The organism is Staphylococcus sp. 191 (genome assembly GCF_011174885.1).
In the GTDB taxonomy this organism is placed as follows: domain Bacteria; phylum Bacillota; class Bacilli; order Staphylococcales; family Staphylococcaceae; genus Staphylococcus; species Staphylococcus coagulans.
The window spans coordinates 1-22901 of the sequence record NZ_PNRJ01000006.1 but is presented as its reverse complement, the minus strand read 5'-3'; the positions used below and the strand labels follow the sequence as shown (position 1 = coordinate 22901).

Annotated in this window: 22 protein-coding genes; 19 read left to right on the top strand and 3 right to left on the bottom strand. The window is 34.5% G+C overall.

The annotated features are described in order from the left end of the window. Positions 1-24 precede the first annotated feature (24 nt). Positions 25-960: a ribonuclease HIII gene (gene rnhC / locus C1H58_RS06050; RefSeq protein WP_165545652.1), complete on the bottom strand. Its 936-nt coding sequence runs from the start codon at positions 958-960 to the stop codon at positions 25-27. 335 nt (positions 961-1295) lie between these two features. On the opposite strand from rnhC, the gene zapA reads away from it, so the two are divergent. The 12 genes from zapA to C1H58_RS05990 all read left to right on the top strand — a co-directional run bounded on the left by zapA (position 1296) and on the right by C1H58_RS05990 (position 14074). Next, positions 1296-1562: a cell division protein ZapA gene (gene zapA / locus C1H58_RS06045; RefSeq protein WP_016424799.1), complete on the top strand. Its 267-nt coding sequence runs from the start codon at positions 1296-1298 to the stop codon at positions 1560-1562. A 1-nt stretch (position 1563) separates the two neighbouring features. After that, positions 1564-2085 (top strand): CvpA family protein, encoded by a 522-nt coding sequence (locus C1H58_RS06040; protein WP_165545651.1) that lies wholly within the window; start codon positions 1564-1566, stop codon positions 2083-2085. 71 nt (positions 2086-2156) lie between these two features. Then, positions 2157-3866 (top strand): DNA polymerase/3'-5' exonuclease PolX, encoded by a 1710-nt coding sequence (polX, locus tag C1H58_RS06035; protein WP_165545650.1) that lies wholly within the window; start codon positions 2157-2159, stop codon positions 3864-3866. Between the two features lie 15 nt (positions 3867-3881). Next, positions 3882-6230: an endonuclease MutS2 gene (locus C1H58_RS06030; protein ID WP_165545649.1), complete on the top strand. Its 2349-nt coding sequence runs from the start codon at positions 3882-3884 to the stop codon at positions 6228-6230. A gap of 77 nt (positions 6231-6307) precedes the next feature. After that, positions 6308-6622, top strand: coding sequence for a thioredoxin (gene trxA, locus C1H58_RS06025; RefSeq protein WP_050331318.1), 315 nt, complete (start codon positions 6308-6310; stop codon positions 6620-6622). Between the two features lie 221 nt (positions 6623-6843). Next, positions 6844-8634 (top strand): excinuclease ABC subunit UvrC, encoded by a 1791-nt coding sequence (uvrC, locus tag C1H58_RS06020; RefSeq protein ID WP_060830071.1) that lies wholly within the window; start codon positions 6844-6846, stop codon positions 8632-8634. Positions 8635-8793: 159 nt separating this feature from the next. Next, on the top strand, positions 8794-9405 hold the full coding sequence (locus C1H58_RS06015; RefSeq protein ID WP_016424805.1) for a succinate dehydrogenase cytochrome b558 subunit: 612 nt from the start codon (positions 8794-8796) through the stop codon (positions 9403-9405). A 31-nt stretch (positions 9406-9436) separates the two neighbouring features. Further along, positions 9437-11203, top strand: a complete 1767-nt coding sequence (gene sdhA, locus C1H58_RS06010; RefSeq protein WP_165545648.1) for a succinate dehydrogenase flavoprotein subunit — start codon at positions 9437-9439, stop codon at positions 11201-11203. Next, positions 11203-12006: a succinate dehydrogenase iron-sulfur subunit gene (sdhB, locus tag C1H58_RS06005; RefSeq protein ID WP_050345787.1), complete on the top strand. Its 804-nt coding sequence runs from the start codon at positions 11203-11205 to the stop codon at positions 12004-12006. Before sdhA ends, sdhB begins: the two co-directional genes overlap by 1 nt. Positions 12007-12180: 174 nt before the next feature. Further along, positions 12181-12987, top strand: coding sequence for a glutamate racemase (racE, locus tag C1H58_RS06000; protein ID WP_165545647.1), 807 nt, complete (start codon positions 12181-12183; stop codon positions 12985-12987). Positions 12988-12989: 2 nt separating this feature from the next. Continuing rightward, positions 12990-13574, top strand: a complete 585-nt coding sequence (locus tag C1H58_RS05995; protein WP_165545646.1) for an XTP/dITP diphosphatase — start codon at positions 12990-12992, stop codon at positions 13572-13574. After that, positions 13571-14074: a YfcE family phosphodiesterase gene (locus tag C1H58_RS05990; protein WP_165545645.1), complete on the top strand. Its 504-nt coding sequence runs from the start codon at positions 13571-13573 to the stop codon at positions 14072-14074. Before C1H58_RS05995 ends, C1H58_RS05990 begins: the two co-directional genes overlap by 4 nt. Positions 14075-14304: 230 nt before the next feature. Here the strand turns inward: C1H58_RS05990 and C1H58_RS12560 are convergent, their stop codons facing one another. Further along, positions 14305-14376 carry an epsilon family phenol-soluble modulin gene (locus C1H58_RS12560; RefSeq protein WP_095658923.1) on the bottom strand — a complete coding sequence of 24 codons (72 nt, stop codon included), beginning with the start codon at positions 14374-14376 and terminating at the stop codon, positions 14305-14307. A 495-nt stretch (positions 14377-14871) separates the two neighbouring features. Between C1H58_RS12560 and C1H58_RS05980 the strand changes: the two genes are divergently transcribed. The 7 genes from C1H58_RS05980 (at position 14872) to C1H58_RS05955 (ending at position 21641) form a co-directional block, all read left to right on the top strand. Further along, positions 14872-15630, top strand: a complete 759-nt coding sequence (locus tag C1H58_RS05980; RefSeq protein WP_165545644.1) for a YSIRK-type signal peptide-containing protein — start codon at positions 14872-14874, stop codon at positions 15628-15630. Beyond that, entirely contained in the window at positions 15612-17816 is a 2205-nt protein-coding gene (locus tag C1H58_RS05975; protein WP_207623136.1) for a fibrinogen-binding adhesin SdrG C-terminal domain-containing protein, read from the top strand. Before C1H58_RS05980 ends, C1H58_RS05975 begins: the two co-directional genes overlap by 19 nt. Before the next feature lie 349 nt (positions 17817-18165). Beyond that, positions 18166-18570, top strand: coding sequence for a fibrinogen-binding protein (locus C1H58_RS05970; protein WP_165545642.1), 405 nt, complete (start codon positions 18166-18168; stop codon positions 18568-18570). 270 nt (positions 18571-18840) lie between these two features. Continuing rightward, positions 18841-19764 carry a protein rep gene (locus C1H58_RS05965; protein WP_165545641.1) on the top strand — a complete coding sequence of 308 codons (924 nt, stop codon included), beginning with the start codon at positions 18841-18843 and terminating at the stop codon, positions 19762-19764. A gap of 213 nt (positions 19765-19977) precedes the next feature. Continuing rightward, positions 19978-20694 carry a transposase gene (locus C1H58_RS05960; RefSeq protein WP_242681004.1) on the top strand — a complete coding sequence of 239 codons (717 nt, stop codon included), beginning with the start codon at positions 19978-19980 and terminating at the stop codon, positions 20692-20694. Beyond that, positions 20690-20980 carry a transposase gene (locus C1H58_RS12555; protein WP_481864907.1) on the top strand — a complete coding sequence of 97 codons (291 nt, stop codon included), beginning with the start codon at positions 20690-20692 and terminating at the stop codon, positions 20978-20980. The genes C1H58_RS05960 and C1H58_RS12555 overlap by 5 nt, the downstream gene beginning before the upstream one ends. 334 nt (positions 20981-21314) lie before the next feature. Beyond that, positions 21315-21641 (top strand): hypothetical protein, encoded by a 327-nt coding sequence (locus C1H58_RS05955; RefSeq protein ID WP_151507914.1) that lies wholly within the window; start codon positions 21315-21317, stop codon positions 21639-21641. A 434-nt stretch (positions 21642-22075) separates the two neighbouring features. On the opposite strand, the gene C1H58_RS12205 is transcribed toward C1H58_RS05955, so the two are convergent. After that, a complete protein-coding gene (locus C1H58_RS12205; RefSeq protein ID WP_207554705.1) occupies positions 22076-22618 on the bottom strand; it encodes a hypothetical protein in 543 nt (180 codons plus the stop codon). Positions 22619-22901 lie beyond the last annotated feature (283 nt).

Genomic DNA, 22901 nt, shown 5'->3' with positions numbered 1-22901 from the left:
AATTTATTGGGTTTAATGACATAATTAAGCGTTATATTTTGCATCCACGAGTTTAAGTGCTTTATTACGATTGCTAAAATGTTTTTTACTTATTTGATCTAACGTTTGAATACCGTGTTTTTCTATTATTTTTGCTGCGGTGAGATCTACTTTATGACTCGCACCTTTTAATATAGGCATACGATATTTTTCTGATAATAAGTCCATGTGTTTAACAAAAGCGTAGCGTGAAATGATACTTGCTGCTGCAATGGCTAGTGATTTTGATTCACCTTTCGTTTCAAATTGTGTTTTGTCCAATTCAGGGACGTTACCTGATGCATATCTTTGATAAACAGCAGGTTGAGCGAATTGGTCAATTACAATGTAATCGAGCATTGTGCTATCGATTTTTTTTAATACATTTTTAATACATTCGTTATGTAAGACAGCTTTCATTTTAACTTGTGACCAGCCCAAACTTTGGCGTTCATTGTATTTAGGATTATCGAGTACAAGTAGTGAGTGAGGTAAAAAAGTGACAAGTTGTTCTGCTAATTCTGTAATTTTAGCATCCGTTAATTTTTTTGAATCGTCGACCCCTAATTCTTTAAGGATGGGGATATTTTGTTTTGATACAAAACAAGCACATACCGTAAGTGGACCGAAATAGTCGCCACTCCCAGCCTCGTCGCTCCCTATACAGCTCATATTGTTATATGAAATCGAGGTTGTTGACTTTGAATGCGTTTGTGATGGGGGTGAAGAAGGACTTGCTTTCGATCCAAGAAGTTGCTTAGCAATTGCTTCAGCGTTTTGCCCTTGAAACATTACTTTTTTTGAATGGTAAATACTAATCGTAGTACTTTTATATTTCGCACGTGCTTGCATCCCTGTAGGAAGGTTTTGCATTTCTGGTTTCAGTTGAGCTAAAAGTTGCTCGATGTCAGCTGAACTCAGTTTTACAACAATATTTGACATGTTTTAACCTCGCTTCTTATTTTTCCCCTCAAATCGTAACACAGCGACGAGAAGATATAAACGATAAAGTAGAATTCAAAGGTTTCGTCTATAACATGCAGTTTACCATTTGAAATCAACTTTCTATATGGAATATTATTTTATTTGAAGAATATGAATTGTAGATAATAAGCAATGTGACGTGAATTTGATATGTAGGTATAAATGAAAAAAAGACGTTCTCTTAGTTTGTAGTTCTAACGAAGCATTGCACTCTGAATGATACACAAAAGCACCTATCTCGTGTATAATGAACCATGATGAATAAAAATGAAAATAGGGCTAGGTGAGTGAAGATGGGTGAGTTCAAAAATCGAATCAATGTAACGATTAATGATCAGAATTATACGATTTTAGGAGAAGACGATCCTGAACATATTCGTTATGTCGCTGACTTAGTAGATGGTAAAATAAAAGAGTTAGGACGCAAAAATGCAGGTTTGGATTCGGTTAGGAAATCTGTGCTAACCGCAGTCAATGTTATGCATGAACTCGTACTCTTAGAAGAAGAAAATGCGCGTTTGCGAGAAGAGATACAGCGTTTAAAACAAAGAGGCAACTAATGTGTTATTATTATTCATTTTAATTGTCATTTTTTTGTTTGCGATGACAGGGTTTCATAGAGGCGGGGTTGCAAGTGCACTACATTTAGGAAGTACGTTTTTTTCGTTATGGGTGGCAAGTCGCTTTTATCACCCACTCAGTCATTACTCTAAATTATTTATACCTTATCCAAGAACGCGTGCATATGAAACGGATTTTGTAGTATCGTTAGATCATCACGAGGCAAGGTTCAATCACATTGTGGTGTTTCTCCTCATTGTGATTGTCGTCAAAACAATGATGTATCTTGTGATTAACAGTTTTGACCAGCTGTTTGAGACGCAACGGATGACAGTGTTCAATCGTTTAATGGGTGCATTTGTAGCATGTTGTTCTGCATTCATTTGTCTGCATTATATCTGCTTTTTATTTGCGTTATTTCCAGATGCAACCCTTCAAAATGCATTGGCGCATTCTATGACAGGTCAATGGTTCGTAAAAGAGGTTCCACTATTATCAGAGTTTACATTGAATTTAAAATAGACCAAATCAACGAGGCTGAAACGTAAATGGATCTCATACTGTTTCACCCTCTTTTTTAATGAGGTGATATGATGACAAAAAAAGATGTAATTCGTTTATTAGAAAATATTGCGACATATATGGAATTAAAAGGTGAAAATGCGTTTAAAGTATCAGCATACCGCAAAGCAGTGCAGAGTCTAGAAGCTGATGAACGTACAATGGATCAAATTAAAGATGTGACAGAGTTAAAAAATATTGGGAAAGGTGTAGGAGAAGTGATCAACACGTTTGTACAAACCGGAAAATCTCCTACGTTAGAATCACTGAAAGCTGAAGTTCCGAGTGGCCTTATTCCTTTACTTAAAATAAAAGGATTAGGAAGTAAAAGAATAGCTAAGCTTTATCATGAATTAAATATCACAGATCAGGCTTCTTTTCAAAAGGCATGTGAAAATCATGAAATCAGTGCACTCAGTGGTTTTGGTAAAAAAACCGAAGAGAAATATTTAGAAGAAGTGAAAGCATTAGGTGCAAAAAAAGATCGTTATCCTATTGATACGATGATGGGTTTGAGTCGCACAATTGATGACTATTTACAAACAATTGACGAGATTGGGCGTTTTGAAGTTGCAGGTAGTTTTCGTCGTATGAAAGAAATGAGTAAGGATTTAGACTATATCATTAGTACGAATGCGCCTTTGAAAGTGCAAAAGCAACTGTTAGAGATGCCCAATAAAGTAGAAGATGTCGCGGTAGGTGAAACGAAAGTCTCATTGGAGTTGAGTTATGATGACGAGACGATTGCTGTGGATTTCCGTTTAATCGAGCCTAAAGCTTTCTATCATACACTACAACACTTCACAGGTTCTAAAGCCCATAATATTAGAATTCGTCAAATTGCTAAAGAAACACAGGAAAAAGTGAGTGAGTATGGGATTGAGCAACCAGATGGTCAGCTACTGCAATTGGATAGTGAAGCGGCGATTTATGAACATTTTGGTGTGCAATGGATAGAACCAAGTATGCGAGAAGATGGTTCAGAATTTGATAGAGACTTGTCAAAGATTATCAGATTAGAAGATATTAATGGTGACATTCATATGCATACGACCGCAAGTGATGGTGCACATCAATTGCGTGAGATGATTGAAGCGAATATTGAAAAAGGCTATGGTTTTATGTGTATCACTGACCATTCTCAAAGTTTACGAGTAGCTAATGGCTTGTCAGTCGAACGTTTATTAAAACAAAATGAAGAGATTAAAGCATTAAATGAAGAATATTCAGAGATAGATATTTATTCAGGGACAGAAATGGATATCCTTCCAGATGGACGATTAGATTATGATGATGACGTATTATCACAATTGGATTATGTCATTGCATCGATCCATCAAAGTTTTAATCAATCTGAAAAAGAAATTATGAAGCGTTTAGAAAGTGCGTGTCGAAATCCTTACGTTCGCCACATTGCTCACCCGACTGGACGCCTTATTGGGCGAAGAGACGGCTACAAACCAAATATTAGCCAGTTGGTGAAATTATGTCGAGAAACTGGCACAGTTTTAGAAATCAATGCTAATCCAAAACGGTTAGATTTAAGTGCCGAGGTGTTACGCCAAAATCCAGACTTAATGGTATCAATTAATACAGATGCGCATCATACAAGACATTTAGATTTTATGAAATTTGGTATCGCAACAGCCCAAAAAGGTTTTGTAAAAAAAGAAAGTGTAGTGAATGCTATGTCTCGTGAAGCATTTAAATCATTTCTTACGAACCCAAAGCAACCTAAATAGAAATTGAGGGATTGGATGAAACAAAAAACTTTAGAAATATTAGAGTTTGATAAGATTAAATCATTGATAGAACAAGAAGTGATGAGTGATTTAGCAGTTGAAAAGGTTAAGCAGCTGACACCCTCTTCTGACTATGATACGGTCGTTTATCAAATGAATGAAATGGACGAAATTGCTAGAATTTATAATCAATATCGTATCCCGAGTATGAGCGGATTATCACGTGTAGAGCCTTTCATTAAACGTGCAACAATTGGCGGTACTTTAAATGTACCGGAATTAAATGCGATAAAGATGCTGATTCAAGTTCAAAATCAGTTTAAGACATTTTACAATCAAATCGTTGAAGATGAAGAGACGATTAATTATGAAATTTTGGACACACAGATGCAACAATTACCGGTCTTAACAGATTTATATCAATCAATTCATCAAAAATGTGATAGTGATGATTTGTATGATTCTGCAAGTGTGCAGTTACAGTCGATTCGAAGTCGTATCTCTAAAACAAATCAAAATGTTAAAACACAGCTTGATCGCATTGTAAAATCTACCGGAAATCAAAAAAAGCTTTCTGATGCCATTGTGACAGTGAGAAATGAACGTAATGTTATTCCTGTTAAAGCTGAATATCGACAAGATTTTAATGGTATTGTTCATGACCAATCGGCTTCAGGTCAAACACTCTATATTGAGCCTGCATCAGTTGTAGAATTAAACAACCAAGTTAGCCGTCTACGCAGTGAAGAAGCAACAGAGCGTCAACGGATTTTAACTGAATTAACACAAGAAGTTGCAGAAGCAGCTGATGCTTGCTTGCTTTCTGAAAAGGTTATGGGACATTTAGACTTTTTGATTGGTAAAGCGAGATATGCCTCTAAAATCAAAGGGACTAAACCAGAATTTTTTAAAGAGCGACAAGTCTATTTGCCGAAAGCATTTCATCCACTCTTGGATCGTGAAACGGTTGTGGCGAATACTATAGAATTTGCTTCTTCTATTCAAACCGTAATCATTACCGGTCCGAATACGGGTGGTAAGACCGTAACGCTTAAAACATTGGGATTAATTATTATCATGGCACAATCTGGCTTACTGATTCCAACTTTAGATGGCAGTCAATTGAGCGTATTTGATCATGTATTTTGCGATATTGGTGACGAACAATCTATTGAGCAGTCGCTTTCAACGTTTTCTTCACATATGAAAACCATCGTTTCTATTTTAGACGAAGCGAATGCACAAAGCTTGATACTTTTTGACGAATTGGGTGCTGGAACTGATCCAAGTGAAGGTGCGGCATTAGCTATGAGCATTCTAGATGATGTTCATGAGTTAGGCGCGCTTGTGATGGCAACAACGCATTATCCTGAATTAAAGGCTTATAGTTATAATCGCGCAGGTGTGATGAATGCAAGTGTTGAATTTGATGTCAATACGTTAAGTCCGACTTACAAATTATTAATGGGTGTACCCGGACGTTCAAATGCGTTTGATATTTCTAAGCGTCTTGGATTAAAATCTAAAATTATTCATCACGCAAAATCAATGATCGGTCAAGATGAACAAGAAATTAATGAAATGATTGCAGCATTAGAAAACAATGCGAAGCGTGTAGATAATCAACGAATTGAATTAGATCGTCTTGTTCGTGAAGCTTCTCAAACGCATAAAGCATTATCAGCAGCATATGAGAAATATCAAAATTATGAAGCGCGGTTAATGGAAGAGGCTAAAGAAAAAGCGAACCAGCGTGTGAAATCGGCAATGGAAGAAGCAGATGATATTTTGAAATCGTTGCGAGAGATGCGCGATCAAAAAGGTGCAGAAGTTAAAGAACATGAACTTATCGAACAAAAGAAACGACTTGAAGACCAGTATGAAGCATCCTCAATCAAACAAAATGTTAAAAAGCAAAAATGGGATGATATTGTGGCTGGCGATGAAGTTAAAGTATTATCGTACGGTCAAAAAGGTGAAGTTTTAGAGCTATTGGATAATGAAGAAGCCGTTGTACAAATGGGGATTATTAAAATGAAAATCCCGTTAAAAGATTTAGAGAAAAAAGAAAAGACGAAAGAAAAAACGACAAAAATGGTCACAAGAACAAACCGTTCGCCAGTGAAAATGGAGTTAGATTTAAGAGGATATCGCTATGATGAAGCTATGATTGCTTTAGACCAATATCTTGATCAAGCGGTATTGAGCAATTACGAAGACGTTTATATTATTCACGGAAAAGGAACGGGTGCACTTCAAAAAGGTGTGCAACAACATTTGAAAAAACACAAAAGCGTCTCCACTTTTAGAACGGGAATGCCAAGTGAAGGTGGTTTTGGTGTGACGGTTGCTACAATTAAATAATGAGCAATTGTAGTGAAATGCTAAATACAATTTGTTATAATTTGACCATCACATGATAATTAAGGAGGCAACTTCCTATGGCATTAATAGAAGTAAAAGATTCAAATTTTGAAGAACAAATTAATGAAGGTGTTAAATTAGTAGACTTTTGGGCAACTTGGTGTGGTCCATGTAAAATGATTGCGCCTGTTTTAGAAGACTTAGCGCAAGATTATGACGGTAAAGTAGATATCTTAAAATTAGATGTCGACCAAAACCAAGCAACAGCTGCAAAATACGAAGTGATGAGTATTCCAACACTTATCGTATTTAAAGACGGTGAACCAGTTGATAAAGTTGTTGGTTTCCAACCAAAAGAAAATTTAGCTCAAGTTCTAGATAAACACATTTAATGTGAGTGCCTCTTTTTTAATTTAAACGAAAGACGTTATCGCATTATTATGGAAAATTAAAAGCGCAATAGGTGATGACATGATTGATGCGCTTAAAAGAAGCTAATATCTATAAAATCGCCATTGCGGGGGTGAGATAGATTATAATTGTAATTGATTATAATTCTGTTTCACTCCCTTTTCATTGTTAGAGCTGGGGAAATAAAGAAGGTGAATGAATGATGGAGGATACAAAGCAGCATATTAAGCAAAAATTGTCTGTGTTGCCTATGGAGCCGGGTTGTTACTTAATGAAAGATCGGCAAGACCAAGTGATTTATGTAGGCAAAGCGAAGAAATTAAGAAATCGTGTCCGTTCTTATTTTACAGGTGCACATGATACGAAAACAACGCGACTTGTAAGAGAAATAGTTGATTTCGAGTATATTGTCACATCGAGCGAGACAGAGTCATTGCTATTGGAACTAAATTTGATTAAAAAGTATCAACCTCGTTATAATGTATTATTAAAAGATGATAAAAGCTACCCCTTTATTAAAATAACAAAAGAGCGACATCCTAAACTAATCGTAACCCGAACAGTTCGTAAAGGAAGCGGAAAATATTTTGGGCCTTATCCTAATGCTTATTCTGCACATGAGACAAAAAAATTATTAGATCGTATCTATCCATTTCGTAAATGTGATAAAATGCCAGATCGTTTATGCCTCTATTATCATATTGGGCAATGTTTAGGACCTTGTGTGTATCCGGTAGACCAATCTGAATATGAAAGAATGACAAGGGAAATTACCGAATTTTTAAACGGGGAAGATAAAACGATTTTAAGAAATCTTGAAGAAAAAATGCAAAAAGCAAGTGAAAATCTAGAATTTGAACAAGCGAAAGAATATCGTGATTTAATTCAACACATTCATAATCTAACCAAAAAGCAAAAAATTATGTCAGCCGATCAAACGGTTAGAGACGTTTTCGGTTATAGCGTGAATAAAGGATGGATGTGTATCCAAGTCTTTTTCATTAGACAAGGTAATCTGATTGAAAGAGAAGCAACGATGTTTCCATTGCAACAAACCCCTGAAGAAGAATTCTATACATTTATTGGTCAGTTCTATCAATTAAATCAACATTTCTTACCTAGGGAAGTTCACGTTCCTTCAAATCTTGATACGACTATGATTGGTTCAGTAGTAGATACAAAAATCGTTTCGCCTCAGCGTGGTCAAAAAAAGCAACTTGTTGATATGGCAAATAAAAATGCACATATTGCATTAGACAATAAATTTGAACTCATTGCTAGAGATGAATCTCGAACAGTCAAAGCAATCGAACAATTGGGCGATGCGATGGGGATTCAAACTCCCATTCGTATTGAGGCTTTTGATAATTCGAACATACAAGGTGTTGATCCCGTTTCTGCAATGGTCAGTTTTGTCGATGGAAAGCCAGATAAAAAAGGTTATCGTAAATACAAAATAAAATCTGTTGAAGGTCCAGATGATTATAAGTCTATGCAAGAAGCAGTGCGTCGTCGCTATACACGTGTGTTAAATGAAGGTTTGCCTCTTCCAGACTTGATTATTGTTGACGGGGGGAAAGGACACATGTCAAGTGTCGCAAGTGTATTAGAAAATGAGTTAGGCTTAGACATTCCCATTGCAGGGCTCGCTAAAAATGACAAGCACCAAACTTCAGAATTATTGTATGGAGAGACCGCACAAGTTATTCCTTTGAAGAAAAATAGTCAAGCCTTCTATTTATTGCATCGTATTCAAGATGAAGTGCATCGTTTTGCGATTACTTTCCATCGTCAAACGAGACAAAAAACAGGAATGCAATCGGTACTAGATCAAGTCGAAGGTATCGGTCCAAAACGTAAAACAAAATTATTAAGAACATTTGGTTCGATTAGAAAAATGCGTGAAGCAAGTGTGGAGCAACTTCAAGAAGCAGGACTGCCTAAAAATACGGCCACTTTACTCTATGAAACACTAAAAGAGAAAAATGAATGAATTTGGTATGAGAATCATTCTCATACCCAAATTTGTCACATTTAGTGTTACAATGAAGGAGAGTTGATTTCTTTTTTTATATTCATATGCAAACGTTTTCTAAAATCCGACAGTTAAAAAGAAATCAAAAATTTAAAAGTATTGCAGGGGGGACTTCCTTTGGCACAATCGAAGAATCAATTCTACCTTCGACGTTTACATTCTTTACTTGGTGTGATTCCATTAGGCGCATTTTTACTTGTTCATTTAATGGTAAACCATCAAGCAACACAAGGGGTAGAAGCATTTAATAAAGCGGCGCACTTTATGGAGTCGCTACCATTTCTATACGCCTTAGAGATTATCATGATTTATATTCCAATTTTATATCATGCAGTCTACGGCGTACATATTGCATTTACGGCGAGTCAAAATATCGGGCATTACTCGTATATGCGAAACTGGTTATTCTTACTTCAACGTGCATCTGGATTATTAACATTTGTCTTTATTATGATTCACTTATGGCAAACACGTATTCAAAAATTCTTCGGGCAAGAAGTCAATTTTGATATGGTCCATCAAATTGTTTCTAATCCAGCTTGGCTCATTTTCTATATTGTATGTATTATTGCGGTAGTATTCCATTTTTCGAATGGTCTTTGGTCATTCTTAGTTACATGGGGTTTCCTACAATCACCAAAATCACAACGCGTATTTACTTGGATTTCACTTATTGTGTTCGTGATTGTTTCTTACATCGGTGTTAGCGCAATTTTAGCTTTCGTATAACGTTTAATCATTTCAGGGGAGTGACAATTCTATGACAGAGAAGAAAATTATTGTTGTCGGGGGCGGACTTGCCGGTCTCATGTCAACAATTAAAGCAGCGGAACAGGGAGCGCATGTAGATTTATTCTCAATTGTTCCAGTAAAACGCTCTCACTCTGTTTGTGCGCAGGGTGGTATTAATGGAGCAGTCAACACTAAAGGTGAAGGTGATTCTCCATGGATACACTTCGACGATACAGTTTATGGGGGCGACTTTTTAGCGGATCAACCTCCAGTTAAAGCCATGACTGAAGCAGCGCCGAAGATAATCCACTTATTAGATCGTATGGGCGTCATGTTTAACAGAACAAATGAAGGTTTATTAGACTTCCGACGTTTTGGTGGAACGCTACATCACAGAACTGCTTTCGCAGGTGCCACAACAGGTCAACAGTTGCTATATGCACTAGATGAACAAGTTCGTAGCTTTGAAGTTGATGGCTATGTAACAAAATATGAAGGTTGGGAATTTTTAGGTATCGTTAAAGACGAGGACAATGCCGCACGTGGTATTGTAGCTCAAAATATCACAACTTCAGAAATTCAATCTTTCGGTTCAGATGCTGTTATTATGGCAACAGGTGGCCCGGGTATTATCTTCGGTAAAACAACGAACTCTATGATCAATACAGGTTCTGCAGCTTCGATTGTTTATCAACAAGGGGTTAAATATGCTAATGGCGAGTTTATTCAAATCCATCCAACTGCAATTCCAGGCGACGATAAACTTCGTCTTATGAGTGAATCCGCACGTGGTGAAGGTGGACGTATTTGGACATACAAAGATGGTAAGCCATGGTATTTCTTGGAAGAAAAATATCCTGACTATGGTAACCTTGTACCGCGTGATATTGCGACACGTGAAATTTTTGATGTCTGTGTTAACCAAAAACTCGGTATCAATGGTGAAAACATGGTTTACCTCGATTTATCACATAAAGATCCACACGAGTTAGATGTTAAACTCGGTGGTATCATTGAAATTTATGAAAAATTTACTGGTGATGATCCGCGTAAAGTACCAATGAAAATTTTCCCAGCGGTTCACTATTCGATGGGTGGCCTTTATGTAGATTATGATCAAATGACAAATATAGATGGGTTATTTGCAGCAGGAGAGTGTGACTTTTCACAACATGGGGGTAACCGCTTAGGTGCCAACTCACTCTTATCCGCAATATATGGCGGAACAGTAGCTGGACCAAACGCAGTTAAATATGTTGAAAATGTTGAAAAATCATATGTCGACATGGATGAAAGTATGTATCAACGTCGTGTAGAAGAAGAGCAAGCACGTTTTGATAAGTTGTTGAATATGAAAGGAACAGAAAACGCATATAAACTGCACCGTGAACTTGGTGAAATTATGACAGCGAATGTAACGGTAGTACGTCATAACGATAATCTTTTAGAGACGGATAAAAAGATTGTTGAATTAATGAAACGTTACCACGATATTGACATGGAAGATACATCACAATGGAGTAACCAAGCGGTCTTCTTTACACGTCAATTGTGGAATATGCTTGTACTAGCACGTGTAATTACAATTGGTGCATACAATCGTAACGAATCACGTGGTGCACATTATAAACCTGAATTCCCGAACAGAAATGACGATGAGTGGTTGAAACATACATTAGCTGAGTATAAAGGACCAGAAGAAAAACCAGCATTCACGTATAAACCAGTTGATGTAAGCTTAATTCCACCTCGTAAACGTGACTACACAAGTAAGTCAAAAGGGGGTAAAAAATAATGGCAGAAACGGCAGAAAAACAACCAACTGAAACAAAAACTTCTAACAAAACAGTTACGTTAATTATTAAACGTCAAAAAGATCAAAATTCAAAACCTTATGAAGAAACATTTGTTATTCCTTATCGAGAAAACATGAATGTGATTGCTGCATTAATGGAAATTCGACGTAATCCGATTAATGATAAAGGGGAAAAAACAACACCTGTCACATGGGATATGAGTTGCTTAGAAGAGGTTTGTGGTGCGTGTTCAATGGTGATTAACGGGCGTGCACGTCAATCATGTTCCGCTATTGTTGATCAACTAGAACAACCGATTCGACTTGAGCCTATGAATACTTTCCCTGTTATCCGTGATTTACAAGTAGACCGTACACGGATGTTTGATAACCTTAAACGTATGAAAGCATGGGTACCTATCGATGGAACATATGACTTAGGACCAGGACCTCGTATGCCAGAGAAAAAACGTCAAACAGCATATGAATTATCTAAATGTATGACTTGTGGGGTATGCTTAGAAGTATGTCCAAACGTGACAAGCACTAACAATTTTGTAGGCGCTCAAGCTATTTCGCAAGTACGTTTATTCAACTTGCATCCAACAGGCGCTATGACTAAAGATGAACGTTTAAATGCGCTTATGGATCAAGGTGGCTTACAAGCATGTGGTAATTCACAAAACTGTGTGCAAGCTTGTCCTAAAGGTATTCCATTAACAACATCAATTGCTGCACTTAATCGTGAAACATCATTCCATATGTTCAAATCGTTCTTTGGTTCAGACCATGAAGTTGAATAATTGAAATATAGGCGGTGAATGGACTCAAATGTGAGTCTGTTCACCGCTTTTTCTATTTCAAGATAAAAGAAAAAAGTACAGGAACGACTGGACGACACGTACGCTTTCAGTGTCCAATAATATAACAGATATGATAAAATAAAATACATAATGAAAATGAACAGGATGAATGTGATGGATAAACCGATTGGAGTTATGGATTCGGGCGTTGGGGGCCTTACTGTTGCGAAAGAGATTATGAGACAACTTCCTAATGAAACGATTTATTACTTAGGGGATGTTGGACGTTGTCCATATGGGCCGAGAAACCAAGAAGAAGTTAAACAGTTTACGATTGAAATGGCGATGTATTTAACACAGTTTGATATAAAAATGCTGGTAATAGCTTGTAATACAGCGACAGCCGTTGCTTTAGAACCTTTACAAAAGCAATTAAGAATTCCGGTTATCGGAGTGATTGAGCCCGGAGCCCGTACAGCGATTATGACAACTAAAAATCAAAACGTACTTGTTCTAGGGACAGAAGGAACAATTAAATCTGAAGCTTACAGAGAGCATATTAAGCGTATCAATCCTAAAGTAGATGTATACGGTGTGGCATGTCCAGGATTTGTCCCATTGGTAGAAGAAATGAAGTATAAAGATCCAACCATTACGAATATTATTATTCACCAAACGCTTAAGAGTTGGAGACAAACAGAGGCGGATACAGTGATTTTAGGTTGTACCCATTATCCACTGCTTTATCAACCGATATTTGACTACTTTGGTAAAACGAAAACAGTCATTTCATCCGGTCTAGAAACAGCGAGAGAAGTGAGTGCACTTTTAACATTTAGTCAAGAGCATGCAAACTATGATCCACATCCGAAACATCGTTTTTTCGCAAATGGAGAAGTGAGATACATGACTTATATTATTAAAGAATGGCTCAACATAGACACACAAGTAGAACGCATACATTTAGGTGAGGAGGAATAAAAATGACGGATATTGTTATTGCATCGTCAAACAAAGGTAAAATAAACGATTTTAAAGTTATTTTTTCAGATTATAATGTAATTGGAATCAATGAAATCATTGAAGACTTTGATGTAGAAGAAACAGGGACTACATTTGAAGAAAATGCACGTTTGAAATCTGAAGCGGCAGCTAAAGCTTTAAATAAGACCGTGATTGCTGATGATAGTGGTTTAGAAGTAACCGCATTGAATGGCGAACCTGGCGTTTATTCAGCACGATATGCAGGGCCAGAGAAAAATGATGAAGCTAACATTCAAAAAGTACTCGAAGGTTTAGAAGATAAAAGCGATCGCACGGCTCGTTTTGTTTGTGTCATCAGTATGACCACTGCAGAAGGCGTAACGAAAACATTTAGAGGTACGGTTGAAGGGGAAATTACGTTGAACAAAATTGGTGAAAATGGATTTGGATATGATCCTATTTTCTTAGTACCTGACCAACAAAAAACAATGGCGCAATTAACAGCTGAAGAGAAAGCGGATATCAGTCATCGACGAAAAGCAATTGATCAACTGCAAGCCTATATTGAAGGTGAGGCAAAATGAAAAAGCTAATAGTCGCTAGTGATAACCATTCAGAATCAGGTATCTTGTATCAAATTTATGAAGAACACCAAGATGCAGATGCATTTTATCATTTGGGCGATTCTGAATTTGCCTATCAAGATACGGAGTTAAGCTTATATCATCGCGTAAAAGGCAACATGGACTTTTATCCTGAATTTCCAGAATCACAAGCAGACAATTTTGAAGAAGCAAATGTTTTTTACACACATGGCCATTTATTTGGAGTCAATCGTTCACGTGTAGAATTGGCATATGTTGCAGCACAACATCAAGCAACGATTGTATTCTATGGACACACTCATGTGGCACGTTATGAAAAAATTAATGATGTACATGTGATTAATCCGGGAAGCATATCACAATCCAGAAGTGATGTTGAAGAAACTTATGCAGAAGTGATAATAGATGGTAAAGACAGTGAAGTTCGATTTAGAAATCGTGATCACAAGATAATCGAAACAATCCCTTTCGAGCTATAAAGTAGCATTTTTAAATCGCTTATTTTATAAAGCGAGGATATTGCGACAGAATTATATTAATTAATGTACCATCTGTATTTATAGATATTTGAAGAAAGTCTTGTTTTGGCTCAGTCAAAGTGAATTATCATTTAAAAAATAAAAAAGCCGCTTTTCCATACTATTTTATGGATGCGCGGCTTTTTAGGTACATACATCATACATACGAGCGGTTCGTGTTAAAAGCAAGATTATTTGTTGTCGCCACCAAATAAACCTTTGATGAATTCGATGGCTTTTTTGATTAGGTTGATGATAAACATTGTCTTCACCTCCTTTGTATTTCTTAACTGTAGTATAACGGTTAATTTCCGAGTCTAGTGCATTTTGACCTACTTGGTAACTTTAGTTTCTTAAATGTAGTTAATAAACATATGTCTTACAGTCATGATTGCGTAAGTGTAGTATTTTATTAAATAATAAATATAAATAAAAAGTAATTATTGTATTATTTGGTATTTCAGATTTGCAAATTTATAAAACAAATATTATAATGGTAAACTTTGAACTTAAAAGGCTCAAAAAAAAATAGACTTTAAAAGTAAGAGGGGCTATTATTTCGAAAATGGAATAGTAGTTGAAAAATGAACATGATTAAATCATTTAAATTAGATTGCAAACTACTGATTATTTATAAAATGATAAACTTTTTATTAAATCTAAACAAATAGATTGCTTGATTATATTTAACTCTATATAATACAGCTTAATGCAATTGAAACATTGTAGACATTTGATTATAAGGGAGAAAAAAATTAGTGAAAAAAACGCAAAAATTCGGTATTAGAAAGCATAAATTTGGTGCTGCCTCGGTTTTATTAGGGATTATGGTATTTATAGGAATCGGTCATCATCATGAAGCTGAAGCCGCAGAAGATGTTAGAAAGCAAAATACAATAGGGAATAGAAATGAAGATAATAGTGAAATAGATGAAAATACTACAGAACAAGTAAATATAGAGCAAGAGCAAAACCAAGATTTAAAACTACAAGCAGAAAATCAACAAAGACAAAGTGAAAATCAATCAGAAGTGAGTTCTGATTCATCACAACCTGTTAAAGCAGCAGTACAAGAGCATGTACCTTCGAATACAACAGTTGAAGCATCTGAGACAAAATCTGAAGAAACAGGTGAGGGGAAACCTGCAAATCATAATCAAACTGCACCTCAATCATTAACAGCACCCACTACAGCAAAGAGCGCAGAAACACAAACATCCACATCAACGCAAGTAAGGGCTACAACTTATAACAACACCCAACAAGGTCAAGACGTTACGAATAAAGTGAAAGTTACAAAGAGTTCAATTGAAGTACCAAACGGCAACAATACAATAAATCCACATAATGCCGAAAGAGCTACTCTTAGCTATGAATTGACATTTGAAAATGGTATCAAACTAAATGACTATTTTGATTTTACAATTTCTAATAATGTCAATACAAATGGTATTAATAATGTAAAAAAGTGCCGGATATCAAAAACGGCTCACTCACAATGGCTACTGGCCAAGTAATGGAAAATGGTAGAATTCGATATACATTCACTGATTACATGAACGATAAAATCAACGTCAAAGCGAATTTAAAATTAAATTTATTCATTGATCCATTTGTGGTTAAAGAGGAAGGTTCACAAAAAATAAACTCAAAAATTGGTGAGCATACAGTAACAAAAAATGTAAACATTAAATATCTCAATGGTGTAAATCACTATGGTATTGAAATCAATGGCGCAATAGAATCAATCAATAAAGAAAGTGGTATATTTACTCACATTGCATATATTAATCCTAACGGAAGTAATATTGGAACGGCGAGTGTGTATGGCTCAATAACAGAAGGATACAAAAATAATGAACAATTACCTAAAGTTGAAATATATGAGTATGTTGGTCAAAGTAAATTACCTAGCAGTGTTATTTTTGAAAAAAATAAAAATAATTCATATAAAAATGTAACAGAAAATTTAAAGAATAATTTACAAATTACGAATGGAAAGTATCAATTAAATCTAGATAAATTAGATAAAAAGTACGTCATTGTTTTTGAGGGGAATTACCAACCTAATGCTGAAAAATTTAATTTTCAAACGCAAGTAAGTGGATTTCCTTCTTTTTATAGTAACTATTATTATAGTAATTACTATGGCAGTGCAATTTGGAACAATGGAATTAAGTTTTATGATAATAACGCCAATGGCGCTGGGGATAACGCACCAAAAGTAGAGAGTAATCTTTTCGAATTTGAAAAACTAACTGCTGCTGAAGGCGCAAGTGGTTTTAATGAAGGTACTATTGAAATAGAAGATACGAAACCATTAGAATGGGATGAAACTTCAATACCAGATGGAATGAAAGGTGAAAATTCTGGTGATATCATTACCGAGGATTCTAATCCAATTGAGATTTCAGAATCAACACATGAAAAATCTGAACATCATTCAGATGTTGTAGAGTTTGAAGAAGAAACAAATCCAGGTGGTAGTGAAAGTCAACATGAGTCAAATGTTGTTGAATATGATGAAGATACGGCTAAAGGTATTGTGACAGGTGCTGTGACTGACCATACTACAGTTGAAGATACAAAAGAATATACAACTGAAAACAGTTTAGTTGAATTAGAAGATACGTTGAATCCTAACGTGAGCGGACAAGCTGAAGGGCCTATTGAAGAAATCACTGAAAATGACGACTACAATGAAATGAGTGGTCTGGGCTTAGAAGGTGGAGATAGTGGTTACACAGAAACTGAAGAAATTGACGAAAATCATTTTATTGATACAAATAGTCAATTAGGAACTGAAAATGGAACAAATTCAGATAATCAAACATTTGAAGAGGATACAGAAGATGATAAGCCTGTATACCAAATCGGCTCAAGTCAAGAAATAGTCGAAGATACAACGTTGCCAAATGAAGGTGGAATGAATCCAGGTAATCAGACATTTGAAGAAGATACAAATGAGGACAAACCTGTATACCAAATTGGCTCAAGTCAAGAAATAGTCGAAGATACAACATTACCAAATGAAAGTGGAATGAATTCAGACAATCAAACATTTGAAGAAGACACAGAAGAAGATAAAGATGTTATCCAACAAGGTGGTCACAGTCCGGTAGATATTACTGAAGACACACAACCACAAATCAGTGGTCAGCATCAAGGTGAACAAACGTTTGAAGAGGATACTGTAACACCAGATCAACCGCAACCACCTGTTGATCGTGAGTTCACGCCTCAAGATAACGTACCGCCTATGCCACCTACAGATGAGGAAATATCGCCGATGGATCCAGAAATGCCAACACCACCAGTGAATGAAGAAACTCAGCCAAATCAACCAGAATCACCGACACCACAAGAGGATAAAGAAATAAATCCAAATCAACCGCATCCTTCTTCACCACCAATGGAAAACATAACAGCTAATGATCCAAAAACACCAGTGGCGCCTAAAGATTCAGAGACAGTGCTATCTGTTTCAAAACAGACTACAATGACTAGTGGCCAGGCGAAGAAAACTAATCAATCTGAAGCCATGGTTCAAACAGAAAATCAACATAGTACTACTGACGAAAAAGCTTTACCGAATACTGGTCAAGGTCAAGCAAATCAAACTCCTGTTGTTTTAGGTACTATGATTGGCGTATTTGGACTGTTACTTCTACGTCGCAGAAAAAATAATCATCATACAAAATAGTATTGTATTTGTATGAAATAAATCTTTTGAATAAGGTTTTAAGCAAAAAGAGTTCGCTTTAAACGGGCTCTTTTTTGTTGTTTAATTTATGGAAAGTGATATGAATATAGAATTCTTAATTCGAAATTAATGTATAGAAAGTAAAGAGAGTTCATTATTATTTTATTGTTGCTATTGATAAAGCGAATTCATAAGCTAAAAGAAATGATGAATATTTCTCAAAATCATTAAATTCATTTAATAATGATGATAAATATTTATGAATAGTTAATTAATAGTTAATTACTAAATGGTAGAAAATCATGTATTGTATATATCTGTTAGTTATAAAAATTGGAGGAAAAAAATTATGAAAAATAAATTGATAACAAAATCATTATTAGCTATTGCTACAATTGGAATTACAGCAACAACATTTATTGGAACTGCTGATGCAAGTCAAGGATATGGTCCAAGAGAAAAAACACCAGTAAGTATTAAAAATAACATCGTGACATATAGTGATGGAACATTTAGCTATGGTGCACGTCCAGAAATCAACAAAGCTGAAAAGAAAAGTAACTTAACGATAAAAAGAGAGCAACAACTTGCGAATGCTAAACAATTAGTAACAGAATTCGAAAAAACACATACAGTTCAAGCGCATAGAAAAGCACAAAGAGCCGTAAACATTGTTTCTTTTGAGTATCAATCTCAAAAAAATGAATTACAACAAAGAATAGAAAATGTTTTAAAACAAGGATATGTAAAATAATCAAGTATTTAAGTACTGGTTTTAGATTTTAATTCATGACATTACACTTTTTAAAGCTAACATATCGGTTAATCTGACATATTGGGAGTTTGTCAGAATGAATTCAATAAACCTATACCAACCAATAACTGATATGTCTATGCGATAGGAAAGTTTAAAATTTAATTTAATCCAATGAAAAGCGCCATGATTTCTAATAATTGTTAGAAAACATGGCGCTTTTTATGACATTAGTCTGTGTAAAACCAAGTTGTTTTTAAGTTATATAACATGGATAAGTATACTGAGAAAAAACAAAGAAATCAAGTGTTTCAAAAATTTATAAAGCGACATGTAAAAGAAGGACAAATGGATTTGATAAAGGGGTGCAATACATTCTTGAGTTTTGTGGCAGATAGAACGTTAGAAAAACAAAAATTGCATAAATCTAATTTGTGTAAAAATCGATTTTGTCCTGTATGTGCATGGCGAAAAGCGAGAAAAGATGCATTAGGTTTATCGCTAATGATGCAATATATTAAGCAAACAGAAGATAAGCAATTTATATTTTTAACACTTACGACACCAAATGTAACGAGTGAGTATTTGGAAAATGAAATTAAAAATTATAATCATGCTTTTCAAAAGATGTTTAAACGTAAAAAAGTGATTTCTGCTACGAAAGGTTATGTAAGAAAATTAGAAATTACTTACAACGAAAAACGTGATGATTATAATCCACATTTTCATGTATTGATTGCAGTAAATAAATCATATTTTACAGATAAGCGATATAATATAAGCCAAAAAGAATGGCTTATATTATGGCGTGATGTGACAGGTATATCAGAAATCACACAAGTTCGTGTACAAAGGGTTAAGCAGAATAATAATAAAGAGCTTTATGAAATAGCGAAATATTCGGGTAAAGATAGTGATTACTTAGTTAATCAAAAAGTATTCGATGCATTTTATAAATCACTTAAAGGGAAACAAATTCTTGTTTATTCTGGATTGTTTAAAGACGCCAGAAAGAAATTAAAGAACGGAGATTTAGATTATCTAAAAGAAGTTGATCCGACTGAATATATTTATCAAATTTTTTATATTTGGAATAAAAAAGAATATCTAGAAAGTGAAATTTATGAATTAACTGAACAAGAAAGGCGAGAGATTAATCATCAAATGATTGATGAAATTGAAGAAGAAATCTAAAAGAAAATTTTAAGGTTTTTACTTAGAGCCTGGGACATATATTACAGTAATTGAAAAAGGGGCTGGGACATAATTCCTTGCCAAAAAAAGAGAATCGATTAGGTAAAATAATTTTTTACTTAATCGATTCTCTTTATATATTATTTCAAAAAAATAAAGTCCTCACGTATAATAATGAATAACCACAAACAAAATGATACGGAGGAACTTTATATGTATAAAAATTATAACATGTCTCAACTCACACTACCAATAGAAACGGAAATTACATTTCCAAAAAATGATGTTTCTACTATTATTAATCATCTTGTTGAGTCCATCCCTGATGCAGAATTCAATGACTATTACAATCATAGAGGGCCTTCTTCTTATCATCCAAAGATGATGTTAAAAATACTTCTTTATAGTTATTCTCAATCTGTTTTTTCAGGACGCAAAATAGAATTCCTTCTTAAAGATAGCTGTCGCCTCATGTGGCTTGCCCAAGGGCAAACACCTTCTTACAGAACTATAAATAGGTTCAGAGTGAATCCACATATGATGGGAATTTTACAAACCTTATTTGTTGGTTTTAGAGCTCAGTTGGTCGAAGATAAATTAATATCTGAAGATGTTGTTTACATCGATGGAACTAAGCTTGAAGCAAATGCCAATAAATATACGTTTCAATGGCTCGCAAATACCGAAAGATTCAGTCAATCGGTTGTTGAAAAGTCTAATACACTTTATGAAACTTTAGTAGCTGAGGAAATAATTCCTGAAATAAAAAAAGAATCCTCAGAAGAGTTGTCTAAAGAAGAGATGAATCAAATTGAAACTTATCTAGAGAACAAAGAAAAAAATTTAACTTCTCAAATCGAAAACATGGCCAATACTCAAGAACGTAAAATATTGAGAAAACAGCGAACCCAAATTAAAAAAAGCAATTAATGATTTTAGAGAGCGTAAAATTAAATATGAGAATCAAAAAGAAATTTATGGTGACAGACTGAAAAACTTCACATGGGAATTTCTAAAAAACTATACAAAACAATTGCTTTCAGATCCTAAAATGAATGGCAACTATAAAAAACGAAAAATAGATGTCGAATCAGCTTTTGGAAATCTGAAGGCTAATTTGGGTTTCAAAAGATTATCCGTACGCACCCAAACCAAAGTCGAATGTGAAATTGGAATTGCCCTTATGGCACTAAACATAAGAAAAATAGCACGGTAAGTGTTAATTTCAACTAGAATTCAAATGAAAAACACCACAAAAATCATTTCAAAAGATTTTTGTGGTGTTTTACTTGAAAGCTGAAACCCTATGTCCCAGCCCCTTAAATCTTAGTTAAATTTCGATGCAGTATTAATTTTTATATCTGCGCCACAACACCGATTACTTAAAACTAAGATAAAAAAATCGACAAAGGTCGATTATGGTTTTGCACGCGTACTTTTTAGAACGCATAAGTGCGCCCTTACGGGATTTAACTAGATTATAACGACGAAAAATAGACCTTTAAAGCGATAACTATTGTGATAAAGTTTGTTAAAAAGGGTGTCTGTTTATGATTGAATATGAATATTTTCATTTGGATTCCGAAAATCGTAAGAACGGAAATTTTTTAGAAATTCTTCATCCTGATTTTGAAGAATTTGGTCAATCAGGTAAGAAGTTTAAAAAAGGAGATTTTTGTAATACTGATTTAGATTCTAATATTTATGAAATTGAGGATTTTGTTGTTGTTGATTTATCTACTCAAACTAAGTTATGTAAATATATTTTATTAGATAAAACTTCTAATTCTAAAAGTGTTAGAAGTTCAATGTGGGTTTTTTATGAAAAAGATTGGAAATTATATTTTCATCAAGGTACAAAAGCATATTGTGATTAGGAAACGCATTTATGTCGAGAAAATTTATTGAAGTTGAGAAGAACCCTTAACTAAACTTGTAGACGAATGTCGGCATAGCGTGAGCTATTAAGCCGACCATTCGACAAGTTTTGGGATTGTTAAGGGTTCCGAGGCTCAACGTCAATAAAGCAATTGGAATAAATATTTATTTAAAAATGACTAGAGTAAAAATTAAGAAAACAATTATGTTAATTGGGACTATACTAAATAATAGTTTCCGTCCTTTTTCTTTTGTATTATTATGTTTATTCAGTTGTATCTCTACAGGAAATGTACTTAGTAATATTACAAATGACATTAGCATATACATATATTGGTTTTTGGTAAAAATTGAAGTGAAAGTGATAGAAAAAAATACTAGTAATGTTAAAAAGATTAGTGTGAAGTAGTAGTTATTAATGAATTTTTTCATATTAACACAACATTGAACCACCAGTATATGCAGCTGCCATTCCAGTACCTACAGCCCAGCCAACCGGGCCTGAAACTCCAAGTGCAGCAGCAGCTCCTGTAACTGCTGCTGTATGTACGAATCCTGTTGCAGCAATAGCATTAGAGCATTTAGATCTGAATGCTGTACTTTGCTGTGAGTTTTGTTTGCTTATCTGATTGTTGAAATTTTGTAAATCGTTTTTAGCTTTTTCTCCTTTCTTTCCTGATATGGTGTCGTTGTAATTTTTAACGTATTTTTTGATTTCTGAAATTGATAACTTAGTATTTGTCTGTTCTAATTCTTTAGTTAAATTCTTTTCGTTGATTATTATAAGATGGCCTTCGTTATTTTTTTCTAAGTTATTTGCTATTATGTTAGCTATTTGATTGTCTATTTCAACTTTGTCTTCTTTTGCTTCCACTTTTGAATGATTTTGATTTAATTCTGCTTCTAACGGAGTTAATATTATACCTCCTATGATTGTTAAACTGGTTGCTAGTTTTAAAGATTTTAATTTTGGCATAAGAATCCCCCTAATCATTCTTTTTTATTATTATTCTCTTTCTCTGTATATATTAAACAATGTTTTATGTTTTTGATATTTTATGTTTGTTTTGAAACGAGTGAAAACGAGTTTCTTCTTGTCTTGATAATATAGGTAACTATTCCCGTTTATCAAGAATTCATCAGAATACTTGCCATGACTGTGTTTAAGCATAAAAAAAGTTGCTTTTTCTTACGGTTATATATTTTTAACGGTTGGTGAAATAGTCACTGACCGTTATTTTAATTTTTGATATTAAAAA